Origin of the sequence: Persicimonas caeni, assembly GCF_006517175.1 — a bacterium.
Lineage (GTDB): Bacteria > Myxococcota_A > Bradymonadia > Bradymonadales > Bradymonadaceae > Persicimonas > Persicimonas caeni.
Genome location: NZ_CP041186.1, coordinates 3504170 through 3517567 on the forward strand (window position 1 = coordinate 3504170; position 13398 = coordinate 3517567).

A 13398-nucleotide genomic window follows, 5' to 3' on the forward strand; every position below is an offset into this window, starting at 1 on the left:
TCGAGCTTACCTACGACTAATTGTTGCCCCGTATTGTGTCGATATCAAGAGACGGGGGCTCGAGATCACAAAACGGCTTCACGTCGTCTATTCTTCCACCCTGTTCAAGATGCACAACACGTTTACGTTTTATCTACGACCCACTCCACAACCCATTTCTGCCATCGGGGGCTCGAAATGAAGCGCTATTGTACTTGGATTGCTGTGTTTTTGATCGCACCACTGACCATGATGACCGGCTGCAGTCACACGCCGCAGGAGAAATACGAAGAGGCCGCGCAAAATCCCGAGGAGGCCCCGCGGTTGTACCGCGAGTCGTGTACCGAAGGCTACGCGCGCTCGTGCTACAAGATGGGCGTGATGCGCTACGAGGGGCACGGGATGGAACGCAGCATCGACAAGGCGCTCGGCTACTTCGACCAAGCGTGCGAGGGAGGCCACGCCGAGTCGTGTGGCATTCTGGGGGCCATCTACCTGCGCGGTGACCAAGTGCGCTCGGACGCTCCGCGCGCGCTCGACTACTTCAAGGAGAGCTGCGAGAACGGGTTTTCGCCCAGCTGCGTCACCGCCGGGCTGATGAACTACGAGGGTACGGGCATCCCGCAGAACTTCACCCGCGCGGTCGAGTGGTTCGAACGCGCTTGCGATGCCGATGACGGCACCGGCTGCGGGTTGGCGGGCGTGATGTACTCGGAGGCGCGTGGCGTCGATCGCGATTTGGCGCGTGCGCTGGGCTTCTACGAAAAGGGCTGCGACCTGGGTCGAGCGGAGGCGTGTCACGCCGCGGGCATCCTGTACGCCAATGGCGGCGGCGTCACCCGCAGCCACGACAAGGCGCGCCAGTGGTTCCAGCGCGGCTGCGACGAGGGCCTGCAGGAGAGCTGCGAGATGCTCAACACCGGCGGCGCCTACTGAGCCGGTCCCGGTGGTGCGACTGACTGAATCTTCATTCACCGCAGGCACTTAGCCGCTTCAAGAAAAATCGCCTGTGGTTGTTGCGCCGGGGGCGCGGTTGTCCTAACACTGACCGTCGTACGTGGCGGGTTGACAGGTCATTTTTGGCCCGCACGTTGGTCAGCCATCATGGTCAACCATGCTCCCGGAGCGCAGATGGACCTCGAAAACAAGCAGCAGAATATCGCCGCTGGCATGAAGCGCCTCGAAGCCCTCTCGGCGAGCTTCGATCGCCAGAGCCTCGACGCCATTGCCAACCTGCAGCACTCGGCGCGTGTGCGCGAGCAGCCATGGTTGCTCGCGGGAGTCTCCGACGGTATGGGGTTGCACACCACATTGGCGGCCATCGACGCCGGCGTGCTCCAGTACGGCGTGGGGGTGTACTACGAACCCGAGGCCCTGCTGAAGCTCGACGACGACGGCACGCCCGTCTCGCCCGTCCATTACGCGCGCTATCAGAACGCGCTCGCCCTCGAAGAGTACGCCAAACAGCGCGGCGTGGAGTTCGAGGTGCTCTTTGCCGACATCATGATGGCGCCCCGCCGCGGACTCAAAGGGGACGTCAAAGAGGCCGCTCCTGCGTTTCCGTCCAAAGTGAAAGCAGCGTTCGAGAGGGTGCGCGCCCAGGCCCCGCGAAAGGCAGCCGTCTTCATCGACTCGGTGGCCTTCGGCAAGTGGATCTCGCCTCGGGAGGGCAAAGAGCCCATCGAGGTCCCCACCATCGACTTCGAAGGGCGAGTCATCAGCACGCGCACCAAGAGCTACCACCCGCGCGGCTACCAAGAGACGCTCGACACGATGGGGCGAAACCACGCCAAGCTTCTGCAGGCGATGGTCAGCTTCGACTGGCTCGAGCCCGCGTCGCTGACCGCCTTTTTCACGTGGGCCGGCGGCTCGCAGAACGTCGACGCGCTCGAAGGAGTCTACGGACGTGGGGCGCTGGGCGACGCCAAGATCATCGCCGAGCGTGACGTCACCGCCTTCCGCCTCTCACACGGGCTGACCTACGGCGCCCACGCCATCGTGCGTCTGCCGGCTTTCTTGTCGGCCGCACTCATGGCCATCCCCGGCGCCGGGCTCTTCGGCATGCTGTCGCGCAAGGTCTTGAGCGAGCACGGCGTCTACTGGGATATGCCCGAACTGTCGACGATGATGCTCGACAAGCTGTTCGGGCCGGCCTGGGTACGCGAGAACCCGATCTCGCAGATCGAACTCGACACCGCCGAGATCTTGCACATGGACGAGATCTCCAACGCCGTCGAGGAGGCACACGCTCGCATCGCCGACTATCGCGCCACCCAATCTGAAGAAGAAAAGAAAAAGCCGATCCCGGTCGCCAAATCCCGCGAACTGCTCGAGGGGCTCGTACCGGCCGACTACACCGACATCCTGGAGCGCTTCCAGCCCGACCTCAGCGGTAGCGACTCCGCCAAGACAGCCACTCCTGCATAAAAGAGATTCACCACGGGGAACACTGGGACACGGGGAACAGCTTTATATGCTTCTCCCCCGTGCTCTCCGTGTCCCCGTGGTGAGATCTAGTTCCCGCCGAACATCACCAAAGCCACGCCCGCGACCATTACGCCCGCGCCCAAGAAGCGTCGGGCGATGTCTTTCTCGCCGAACAGGAAGTAGCCGGCGACCATCGCGCCGACCACGCCGAGCGCGCGCTTGAGCGTCTCGACGTAGGCGATCTCGATGTAGGCGTACGAGGTGAGTTGCAGCACCATGGCGGCGACCAAGAAGAAACCTGCGAGCACCAAGAACCAGGGCGTGAGCTTGAACTCCTGCCACACCTGCTTGGCTTTTCCGCGGGCAAAGAGCCACACGCTGAACGCCAGACCGACGCCCATGGCGAGCACCAGAGTGTGCCACATCGGGGATGTGAGGTCGCTGGCGCGCTTGTCGAGCACAGGCGTGATGCTCCAGATGATCGCCACGAGCAACACGTAAAAGCTGCCGCGTTCGGTCCACAGCGCCTTGAGCGGGGCGAGCACGCCGTGTTCCTTATTGCCCGGGTTCAGGAAGAACGCGCCGAGGCAAACCACCAGAATGCCGGCGACGCCCCAGGACGTAACGCCCTCGCCCAAGAACAGGAACGCAAAGAGCGCCGAGAAGACCGGCGTAAACGACAGGTACGGGGTCGTCAGGCTCAGCGGCGAGATCTGCATCGCGCGCAAAAAGAGGTAGTTTGCCGCCACGTTGAGCGTCACCGAGCCGAGCGCGAAGAGTAGGTAGGTGCCCGACAACTCGGGAAACCCGGCGAAGAGAATCTCGGTCAGGGGAGTCTGCGCCTCGGGGGCAGCGCCCACTTCAGCGGCCGTCATAAACGGCAGCACGAACGGAAACTGGGTGATCATCATGCCCAGCAGCGCGATCGAAGCGGTCATCTTGCCGACGACGTGTTTTCTGGTGATATCGAGCGAGGTCCAGCAGATTGCCGAGACGGTGCCCAGAATAAGGCCAATTGTCCAAGGGGTGGTCACAGGTGTTACTTCTTGCTGCTTGAGACTTGCTACTTCAGAATTGCTGCTTGTGAGATGCTTCTCGAGTCTTCCGCGGTGCGCGGTGTTCTCGGCGCCCGAGTTATGCCAAGATGGCCCCCTGAGACAAGCCTGATCTTTGTAAGCTGCGTGCGCGTAGCCTCAGGACCCTTCGAACGAGAGACAAGACCCGACTATGCCCTTGAAATGTATACGAAGCCGCCGCGTCGTCACCCCGGACGGCGTCCAAGAGGCGAGCATCCACATCCGCGACGGACGCATCGAGCACGTCGCGCCTTATGAAGAGGTGCCCGACGGCGCCGAACTCGATGAAGCGGGCGACGCGGTCGTCATGGCCGGTCTGGTCGACTCCCACGTCCACATCAACGAGCCGGGCCGCACTGATTGGGAGGGCTTCGAGACGGCGACGCGCGCGGCGGCAGCCGGCGGCGTGACCACGCTGGTCGATATGCCGTTGAACTCGGTGCCGGCGACAACGACGACGAAAGGCTTCCAGGCGAAGCTCGATGCTGCTCACGGCAAATGCCACGTCGACGTCGGCTTCTGGGGCGGGGTTGTCCCGGGCAATACGGACGCGCTGGCTGCGCTGTACGAGGCTGGCGTGCTCGGCTTCAAGTGCTTTTTGTCCCCCTCGGGCGTCGACGAGTTCCAGAACGTCTCGCCGGCCGATCTCGAAGAGGCGATGCCCGTGCTGAGCGAGCTCGACGCCGTGCTTCTGTGTCACGCCGAGCTTCCCAGCGTCCTCGAAGACGCCGCTCAGGTGTGGCAACACGGCAACCCGCGCCACTACGGGCTCTACCTCGCTTCACGGCCGCGATCGGCCGAAGACCAGGCCATTGCTCTGATGGCCGAGCTATCGCAGCGCTTCGACACGCGCGTGCACATCGTGCACGTGTCGTCGGCCACGGCCTTGCCCTTTATCGAGCGAGCCAAGGCCCGCGGCGCACGCCTGACGGCCGAGAGCTGCACACATTACCTCTATTTCGGCTCCGACGACGTCGCCGAGGGTGCCACCGAGTTTAAATGTGCGCCCCCGATTCGACCACGCGGGAACGCCGACGAGCTGTGGAAGGCCCTGCGCGACGGCTGCCTCGACCTGGTCGCCACCGACCACTCGCCGAGTCCGCCCGAGCTCAAATGCCTCGACACCGGCCGCTTCGACGAGGCATGGGGTGGCATTGCCTCGTTGCAGCTACTTTTGCCGGTACTCTGGACCGCAGCCCGCGCTAGGGGTCACAAACTCGAAGATGTAGCTCAATGGGCTAGCTCCGCCCCGGCGAGGCTCGCTGGCATCTCCGAGCGCAAAGGCAGTCTGCGCCCGGGCTCCGACGCCGATATCGTCATCTGGGACCCCGACGCCGAATTCACCGTCGACGCCCAGAGCCTGCAACACCGCCACAAGCTGACCCCGTACGACGGCCGACGCCTCCAGGGCGTCGTCCACAAGACGTACCTGCGCGGCGAAGTCGTCTACGACGACGGCAATTTCGCCCACCCGACCGGAAAACCGCTCCTAAACCCCCAAACCCCAACCCCCTAAACCCTAAAAAATGCCCTTCACAAAATACATCGACCTCGCCTCCGAACGCCTCGGCGGCGCCGTGCTCATCGCCAGCGACGAGTTCTTCGCCCCCAAAGAAAACCTGCTCAAGCCCGCCGAAGCCGTCTGGAAAGAGGGCGTTTACACCGATCGCGGCAAATGGATGGACGGCTGGGAGAGCCGCCGCAAGCGCACACCGGGCCACGACTGGTGCATCGTGCGGCTGGGCCTGCCCGGTTTGATTCGGGGCGTGGTCGTCGACACGGCGTTCTTTCGCGGCAATTATCCGGAGGCCTGCTCCATCGAGGCGTGCGCGGTCGAAGGACAGCCCGAGCCTGAAGAACTCGCCAGCGGCGACATCGAGTGGGTCGAAATCCTGCCCCAATCGGACCTCGAGGGCGACTCGAAGAACCACTTCGAGCTCGACACCGACCGGCGATTTACTCACCTGCGCTTCCACATCTATCCCGACGGAGGCGTCGCCCGCCTTCGCGTGCACGGAGAGCCGCTGCCGGACCTCGACCGCTGGGAGCGTGTCGGCGAAATCGATTTGGGCGCCATCGAAAATGGCGGCCGCGTTGTCACCGCCAGTGACATGTTCTTCGGCGATGCCAACAACCTGCTGATGCCGGGGCGCGGCAAGGATATGGGCGACGGTTGGGAAACCAAACGCCGTCGTGGGCCCGGCTACGACTGGGTCGTGCTCGAATTGGGCGCCGAGGGCACCGTCGAGCACGTCGAGGTGGACACCAACCACTTCAAAGGCAACTACCCCGATCGCTTCTCGCTCGAAGGATGCAACGCGGAGGTTGGCGAGGGAGCTTTTGATCCCGACGCTCACGATTGGCAGGTGCTGCGCGACGAGACGAAGCTCCAAGCACACACGCGCCACCACTTCGCGTTGGACGCCGATGAACCGATCACACACGTACGCTTCAATATCTATCCCGACGGCGGTGTGAGCCGGCTTCGCCTGCGCGGCCAGGTCAGCGAAGAGGGCTGGCGCGCCCGCAAGCTCGAGTGGCTGAACACGCTACCCGAGGGCGCCGCCAAAGAGGCGTTCATCACCTGCTGCGGCTCGACCCGCTGGGCCGACACCATGGTCGAGCAGCGTCCGTACGCCTCGATCGAAGCCCTCCAGCAAACCGCTGATGAAGTCTGGGCCGACCTGGGAGAAGAGGACTACCTCGAAGCCTTCTCGGCGCATCCGAAGATCGGAGAGCGCAAGGCCGAGGGCGACCAGACCGAAAAGTCGAAGCAGTGGTCCGAGCAGGAGCAGAAGGGCGCGGCCGACGCCTCCAACGAGATGCTCGACGCGTTGTTGGAGAAGAATGTCGCCTACCAAGAGCGCCACGGCTTCATCTTCATCGTCTGCGCCTCCGGCAAGAGCGCCGACGAGATGCTCGCCATGCTCGAGGAACGTCTCGAAAACGACCGCGCCACCGAGATCGAAAACGCCGCCGAAGAGCAGCGCAAGATCACCGCGCTTCGACTCGAAAAGTTGATCGGGAAGCCGTAACGGAAGTCACCCTTAGTCACCCTTAGTCACCCTTAGTCACCCTTAATACCTATGAGCACCATCAGCACCCACGTTCTCGACACCTCGCTGGGCACGCCTGCAGAAGGCGTCCCGCTGATCCTCGAAGCCAACACCGACGACGGCTGGCAGGTCATCGGCGGAGGCACCACGAATGACGACGGGCGCGTTCGCGACCTGTTGAACGAAGGCGAGTCGCTCGACGTCGGCATGTACCGCATGACCTTCGAAACCGGCGTCTACTTCGAGATGAACGACACGAAGGGTTTTTACCCGGTGGTCAAAGTCGTCTTCGAAATCCAACACCCCGACGAGCACTACCACGTGCCGCTCTTGCTCAGCCCCTACGGCTACTCCACTTACCGCGGTAGCTGAACGAGATACTCACCACAGAGGACACGGGGCCCACGGAGAGAAGAAGAAGTCGTTCTCCGTGGGCCCCGTGTCCTCTGTGGCGAAATCGTCGTTGTCTACTCGATCTTGGCTCCTTGAACGACCCAAGCGCCCAAGATCTTGCGCTCTTCGTCAGTCATCCCGGTCTTGTTCGCGATAGGCATCGTCTTCTGGTCGTAGGTCCGCACCTTGATGCGCGGGGCGTACTTTTTGATGTCCGCCGGGGTGTCGAACACGACGCCCTGCGGGACCTTGAACACATCGTCGGTCGGGTTCTGCGAGTGGCACTGCACGCAACGTGCGTTGATGATGCCCTGCACCTCTTGGAAGGCCACGGGCTCCATCTGCTCGAGCGCCTTTTGTTCGTCAGCTTTGCCGAAGCCCGGCGAGGTCACCAGTCCCAGCGCGACCATGCCGACCAAGGCTGCGGCCATCGTCCAGGCCCACTTGTTGGTCTTGTGGCGCACGTTGAAGTGGTGGCGCACAGCGATGCCAATGGCCGACAGGCCGGCCAAGATCGCCCAGCCGTACTCGTTGCCGTAGGTGCTTGGGAAGTGGTTGCTGACCATGATGAAGAGCACGGGCAGCGTGAAGTAGTTGTTGTGGCGCGAGCGCAGCGAGGCGTACTGGCCGTCGCTGGCCTCCGGCTCGCGTCCTTCCTCGGCGGCTTGAACCATCTTCTTTTGGTTCGGGATGATCACGAAGAAGACGTTGCCGGCCATCATCGTGCCGATCATCGCGCCGATATGGATGTACGCTGCACGCGCGCTGAGCACCTCCGACAGAATGAACGCCGAGGCGACCATTAGCCCATACATCACGGCCAAGAAGAGGGTCGGACGCTTGAGCAAGGGCGTGCGGCACAACACGTCGTAGACCACCCAGCCGCCTACGATCGAGCCGGCGCCGATGGCCACGGCGGTCGTGCTCGTGATGTCGGCCACGCCCGGATCGATCATCATCGAGCCGGCATTCAAGTAGTAGACCACGATGAGCAGCGACAGGCCGAAAATCCACGTGAAGTACGCTTCCCACTTGAACCAGTGCAGCGTCTCGGGGAGCTCATCGGGGGCGACTTCAAACTTCTTGAGGTGGTAGAATCCCCCGCCGTGCACAGCCCACAGATCGCCTTCGACGCCCTCCGGTAAGCTGTCCTTGCCGCGCTCGAGCAGGTTTTCGAGCCAAACGAAATAAAACGAGGTGCCGATCCAGGCCACGCCGGCGATGACGTGCAGCCAACGGATCGTCAGATCGAGCCACTCATTGAAGTGGGGAGTCATGCTGCGATTCCTTCGAAAGATTACATTGTTCTTATCGAAGGGAGCCTATCGCGCCGCGACAGGCGTACGCAAGGTCGAGTCGACATGTCGACTCAGTCAAAGAGGACGCGGCGGATGGTCGACTCGCGAAAGCCGCGGTACTTGAGGTGGCGAAATGCCTTTTTGCGCCCGTCGAAGTCGAGCTCGCCGGGCTCGCAGCGGTATTTCGAGCGGACGCGCTCGCGACATGCCTCCTGCCAGTCCCTCGCGCTGCCGAGATTGGCGATGGCCTCGTCGACGACCACGTCATCGAGCCCCGTATTGCCAAGTTTATAGCCGATCTGGCGCGGCCCCCAGCCCTTGCGTTTGAGAATCGCCGCCTGATCTTCGGCGAACTGCTCGTCGTCGAGATAGCCGAATTCGCGCATGCGCCTGCACACCTCGGCGATGAGCTCGTCCGGGTAGTCACGCTTGCGCAACTTGCGCTCCAACTCGCCCTGGGCGTGGGGCCGTCCTGCCAAAATCCGCAACGCGGACGCCTCGACGTCGCTCAGCTTGGGCTCGTCTTTGTCGTCTGATGGCTTGTCGAAGCTGGTCATTCAGTGTGGTTTGTGTGTAGAAGCACTAGGCTATATGCTCCGCCCGAAATTCACGGCGCGCGCCGTCGGTTGAGGTTCGGACGCACCTCCGTTGTACTACCTGAACAGGCATGCAGGCAACCACAGGCAGATTGAATAGACATGAGCGATACCACTCCCCAACATCCAGTCGACGTCGTTGGCAAGGGCGCGCTCAGCGTGGCCGCCATCTTGATGGCTTTGCCGGCCGCCATCCCGGCCCTCGTGCTCATCGAGCCGAGTTTGGTCCCCTTCGTGGGGGATGTGGACACCACCGACACCGGCATGATTGCCTTTTTGGTCGGCATGTCCTTCGTCTTGCTGCTGCTCAACTGGGGCTTTCTGTACCTGATTTATCGCTGGCTGAACAAAATGGCGCAGGAGCAGGAGATTTAAGGCGCAGAGGATTTGACGCGCATTGTGGCCTCCAAACTTGCACAACACCGCGCATCTCGCTAAAACCCACCGGTACTACGCAGTAATATCCGAAGAGCCGATTCATGAATAAACGACCGGAAACCGAAATCGCGGACCTGGACGAGCAGCGCGAAGTCGACGTCACCATCGTCATCCCCATCTACAACGAGGAGGGGATTCTGTCGGCGTCCATCGCCGACCTGACCGAAAAGCTCGACAACGACCCGCGCTGGAACAACAGCTACCAGATTATCCTGGCCGAAAATGGCTCGACGGATAACACGATCGCGGTCGCCAAAGAGCTCATGGAGCGCCACCCCGAGCTCGAGCTGATGCACAACCCGGAGCCGGACTACGGCCTGGCGCTGCGCCGAGGCATCCTGGCGGCCAAAGGCGAGTACGTCATCTGTGACGAGATCGACCTGTGCGACACCGATTTCTACGTGCGCGCGCTCGGCAAGATGCGCGACGAGGGCTTCGACCTGGTGGTGGGCAGCAAGGCGCTCAAAGAATCCTCCGATCGCCGCCCGCTGTACCGGCGTTTGGCCACGCGCGTGCTCAATTCGTTGCTGCACATCTTCTTGGGCTTCAAGGGCACCGACACCCACGGACTCAAGGCCTTCAAGCGCAAGCGCCTGCTCGACGTGATCGATCGCTGCGTGGTCAACAAAGACCTGTTCGCCAGCGAGTTTGTCATTCGAGCCGAGCGCATGAACTTCCGCATGACCGAGATCCCGCTGACGGTCGTCGAGAAGCGCCAGCCGTCGATCAACCTGTTTCGGCGCGTGCCCAACGTGCTCAAGAACCTCGCCCGGCTCGTCTGGGTTATCCGTATTCGTCACCGGCAATAATGAGCGAACCCGCAGCCAACGGCGCCTCCTCGCCGCCCCGCGCGTGCCTGACGGTCGATCTCGACTCCCTTCGCTTCTATCGAGACATCCATGGGCTGGATCGACGCCGAGATGGCGGCCCCGACGCCGCCTACACGGTCGGGGTGCGCCGGCTGCTCGACTTTTTCGCCGACCATCACGTGCCGGCGACCCTGTTCGTCGTCGGACGCGACGCCGAGCAGCCCGCCCACGCCGAGTTGTTGGCCGAAGCCGTCTCGAAGGGATTCGAGCTCGGAAACCACAGCTACTCGCATTTCTACGATTTGCCGCAGCGACCGCTCGAGATTCGCGAGCGCGAACTCGCGTTGGGTGAAGAGGCGATCGAGGCCGCCGGCGGGCGGCGTCCGGTCGGCTACCGCGCCCCCGGCTACAATATCACCGAAGATCTCCTGCAACTCGTCGCCTCGCGCGGCTACCTGTACGACTCGTCGGTCTTTCCCTGCCCACCCTACTACTTCGCCAAAGGCGCCATCATGGCCTGGCAGCGGCTTCGAAGTCGGCCCAGCCGAAGCGCGATGACGCCCGCGTCCAACTTGCTCGCCCCCATCGGGCCCTATCGCCCCTCACGCGACAAGCTTTGGAAGCCGGACGAGCGCTCGCGCATGCCGGTCGAAGTGCCGATGTGCCTGGTGCCGGGTCTGCGCTTTCCAATCATCGGTACCAGCTTGCATCTGCTCGGCGAGTCGGGCTTCAACGCCGTCTACCCGCTTCTTGCCGGAGCCTACGACGAGATTTTCCAGCTCGAGTTTCACGCGATCGACTTCATGGACGCCGACGACGTCGACTCCCCCGAACTCGTCGCCGCCCAACCCGACCTGCGCGTGCCGTGGGAAAAGAAGCGTGCCCTCTACACCCACGTCATCACGCGGCTTCGCGAAAAGTATATCTTCACGACGCTCGAAGACGCCGTGCGCGCTCTTGCTTGAGCCACGACCTGGCGTTGCTAGTTTTCCTGCGCTCCACGCTTGTTTCACGTGAAACGCCAACGAGACTGACGATGGATTGGAAGGATTTTCTGCCCGGCCGCAAGCCCCGCGAAGATATCAGCGAGCCGTTCGCCGCCGACGCGTTCGACGTCGAGCACCCCGCACTGCTCACCGACAACTCCGTGCTCTCTGCCGCGGCCGTCGCCGCACGGGTGCTCGAAATCCTCGCGTTTCGCGGAGGCACCCGCATCAAGCCTTCGGCGGCCGAAAAACTGCGGCGCCTCGTCTGGCGCGCGCTCCCCAAGTCGGCGGCCAACCTGTGCGACGACGAAGCTTCGCGCGTACTTCGCTGGCTGACCGAAGGCGAAGCGTACGAACTCGACACCGGTGCGCACACCGACACCCCTGAAGTCGACATCATGTTCGACGCCGACATCGAGAGTCGCATCTCGGTGGCCCAATTCGCCCTCGACGAGGGCTATGATCTCGAGCTGGAGTACCTGGATGCGCGCGAGAATATCTGGCCGCGCATCCGCTGCACGCCCATCGAGTTGCTCTCGGCCGACGCCGACTCGAATGCCGACGCTGACGCCGAGGAAGCCGAACCGGCGCTCCTCGTCGACAGCGACTTCGGTGAGTTCGACATCCCCATCCACCACATTCGCTGGCTCATGCCGGTGAGCAGCCACCGCCACCGGCGCGCCGAGGGCACAAAAAAACCGGCCGGCAAGCTCTTGAGCTTCCCGACCGGTGAGGATGACTAAGGGTTACTAAGGGTTACTAAGGGGGACTAAGGGTTACTAAGGGGGACTAAGGGGGACTAAGGAGGGGCAGTAACTCTTGATCACCCCTAGTCGCTAGTGAGCGCAGCTCTTCGTCGCCCTTACGAATCCGGCCCCTCCGCCTTTTTTTCCAGCTTCGCGGCGCTCTCGCCATGTGCCTCTTCAGCCGCTTGTTTGACGGCGATGTCGACCAGGTCGGTCGCCGTGGCCTGCGGGTCCCACGGCGTCTTGACCGTGTGACCGTGGGCGACGAGCATTTCGGCGCGGCGCTGGGTGATGGGATCGTCGAGGAAGTGGCGCAGCCGCTCGAGCTTCTGGGAGGTCTGGGCGACCCACTCGTTTTGCTCGTCGCTGGTGCCGATACGCCGCGACAGCGACAGGTTTTTTTCGTAGACCTGCACCGCGCGCTCCATCAGCGGGCGGATATGCTTTTGGAGCTCCTCGAAATACAGCGCCACGTGCTCACGGTCGAGGTCGTCGGGGATCTCGGCGTTGAAGATGTCCGTGTAGAAATCCTCGTACAGCTTGCCGATCATGTAGCCGGCGGCCATCGACCATTGCGGGTGATGGTGGCGCAGCGCCTCGATGTAGTAGAGCTGAGCGCGGGTGAACAACTCGCCTTTCTTCTCGAGATCTTGGCCCATGCGCTCGGTCGGCAGGACCAGTTCGATATCGCGCACCCGCTCGTGATACGAGCGCCCGAGGCCGAAATGCGCCTGCACCACCAGGTGTGAATCATCCGAGAGCCGCTCGGTCGCCGCGGCCTTCTCGTTGAGCTCGAGCATCGTGGTGTAGCCCTGCTCGGCTTCCTTCCAGTCCTCGAGTTCGAGCAACGAATTCGAGCGGCGCACATACGCTTCACACCGGTCGAAGTTACTCAGCTCCTTGCGAAGCAGCACCTCGGTCATCAATTCGACGACCATTTGGTGCTCGCCCATCTTCTCGTAGGCGTTCGCCAGGCGATAGTAGGCGTCCTTGGCGTCTTTCTCTTCGGGGTGTTCGTCGATGATCTGGCGGTAATACTTGGCCGCGGGCTGCCAACGCTCGAGCTTCTCGTAGCTCAACCCGGCGTTGTAGAGCGCCGGCAGATAGTATTTGCTGTCTTTGAAGTACTCGACGACCAGCACATAGTGCTTGGCGGCCTTTTCGTAGCGCCGATCCGAGTACGCCTCGTAGGCCATCTTGAAGACCTCGGTGACGTCGATCGTCTCGCCCTCGCCGTTTGCGCCCGCCCGAATCAACATCGGATCGAGTTCGAGTCGCTCCTCGGCCGTCGGCGTGCCATCGAGCGTCTTCGCGCCCGAGGTCGTCGAACACGCCGAGCCCACCAGCATCACCCCGGCGAGCGCCGATGCCCCCATCAGCCGCCACCACTTGTTCTTCGTGCTTCGCCCCGAGCCTCTCAATCCCCGCATTCGCGCTCCAACCTTCTGATTTTCCGATCCAATCGAGAATTCTTTCCCCGTAATCATAGCATCCCTGCAAGCGTTGTCATGTTCGAGTCGTGGCAGTAGCTACTATCGGCTACATATAGAACGACACCGACACCGACAATTTGTTCCGATCGGATTTCGAGCGG

At 62.5% G+C, this 13398-nt stretch carries 13 protein-coding genes; 9 read left to right on the top strand and 4 right to left on the bottom strand.

Annotated features, from left to right (window positions below; all coding sequences use genetic code 11):
* The first annotated feature begins 210 nt into the window (after positions 1 to 210).
* Together FIV42_RS12975 and FIV42_RS12980 are read left to right on the top strand one after the other, a co-directional pair.
* Complete coding sequence (locus tag FIV42_RS12975; RefSeq protein ID WP_168210612.1) at positions 211 to 915, top strand: tetratricopeptide repeat protein; 705 nt, start codon at positions 211 to 213, stop codon at positions 913 to 915.
* 195 nt (positions 916 to 1110) lie between these two features.
* A complete protein-coding gene (locus FIV42_RS12980; RefSeq protein ID WP_168210613.1) occupies positions 1111 to 2406 on the top strand; it encodes a hypothetical protein in 1296 nt (431 codons plus the stop codon).
* 86 nt (positions 2407 to 2492) lie between these two features.
* Here the strand turns inward: FIV42_RS12980 and FIV42_RS12985 are convergent, their stop codons facing one another.
* Positions 2493 to 3440, bottom strand: coding sequence for a DMT family transporter (locus FIV42_RS12985; protein WP_141198109.1), 948 nt, complete (start codon positions 3438 to 3440; stop codon positions 2493 to 2495).
* Positions 3441 to 3639: 199 nt separating this feature from the next.
* Here FIV42_RS12985 and allB point away from each other — a divergent pair, with 199 nt between their 5' ends.
* Genes allB through uraH form a run of 3 tightly spaced genes read left to right on the top strand, consistent with a single transcriptional unit; the run spans position 3640 to position 6910 of the window.
* Positions 3640 to 4998 (top strand): allantoinase AllB, encoded by a 1359-nt coding sequence (gene allB / locus FIV42_RS12990; RefSeq protein WP_222615447.1) that lies wholly within the window; start codon positions 3640 to 3642, stop codon positions 4996 to 4998.
* A gap of 10 nt (positions 4999 to 5008) precedes the next feature.
* Positions 5009 to 6517, top strand: coding sequence for an allantoicase (gene alc, locus FIV42_RS12995; RefSeq protein WP_141198111.1), 1509 nt, complete (start codon positions 5009 to 5011; stop codon positions 6515 to 6517).
* Between the two features lie 51 nt (positions 6518 to 6568).
* Positions 6569 to 6910 (top strand): hydroxyisourate hydrolase, encoded by a 342-nt coding sequence (uraH, locus tag FIV42_RS13000; protein ID WP_141198112.1) that lies wholly within the window; start codon positions 6569 to 6571, stop codon positions 6908 to 6910.
* Between the two features lie 95 nt (positions 6911 to 7005).
* Here uraH and FIV42_RS13005 read toward each other — a convergent pair whose 3' ends face one another.
* Positions 7006 to 8208, bottom strand: coding sequence for a urate hydroxylase PuuD (locus FIV42_RS13005; protein ID WP_141198113.1), 1203 nt, complete (start codon positions 8206 to 8208; stop codon positions 7006 to 7008).
* Between the two features lie 92 nt (positions 8209 to 8300).
* Positions 8301 to 8786 (bottom strand): regulatory protein RecX, encoded by a 486-nt coding sequence (locus FIV42_RS13010; protein WP_141198114.1) that lies wholly within the window; start codon positions 8784 to 8786, stop codon positions 8301 to 8303.
* Between the two features lie 141 nt (positions 8787 to 8927).
* On the opposite strand from FIV42_RS13010, the gene FIV42_RS13015 reads away from it, so the two are divergent.
* From FIV42_RS13015 to FIV42_RS13030, 4 genes are all read left to right on the top strand, one after another.
* Entirely contained in the window at positions 8928 to 9200 is a 273-nt protein-coding gene (locus FIV42_RS13015; protein ID WP_141198115.1) for a hypothetical protein, read from the top strand.
* 104 nt (positions 9201 to 9304) lie between these two features.
* Complete coding sequence (locus FIV42_RS13020; RefSeq protein WP_141198116.1) at positions 9305 to 10072, top strand: glycosyltransferase family 2 protein; 768 nt, start codon at positions 9305 to 9307, stop codon at positions 10070 to 10072.
* The gene (locus FIV42_RS13025) at positions 10072 to 11037 is read left to right on the top strand and encodes a polysaccharide deacetylase family protein (RefSeq protein ID WP_141198117.1); all 966 of its coding nucleotides are present in this window, start codon (positions 10072 to 10074) and stop codon (positions 11035 to 11037) included. The genes FIV42_RS13020 and FIV42_RS13025 overlap by 1 nt, the downstream gene beginning before the upstream one ends.
* A gap of 71 nt (positions 11038 to 11108) precedes the next feature.
* On the top strand, positions 11109 to 11801 hold the full coding sequence (locus FIV42_RS13030; RefSeq protein ID WP_141198118.1) for a hypothetical protein: 693 nt from the start codon (positions 11109 to 11111) through the stop codon (positions 11799 to 11801).
* 119 nt (positions 11802 to 11920) lie between these two features.
* Here the strand turns inward: FIV42_RS13030 and FIV42_RS13035 are convergent, their stop codons facing one another.
* Entirely contained in the window at positions 11921 to 13234 is a 1314-nt protein-coding gene (locus tag FIV42_RS13035; protein WP_168210614.1) for a tetratricopeptide repeat protein, read from the bottom strand.
* Positions 13235 to 13398 lie beyond the last annotated feature (164 nt).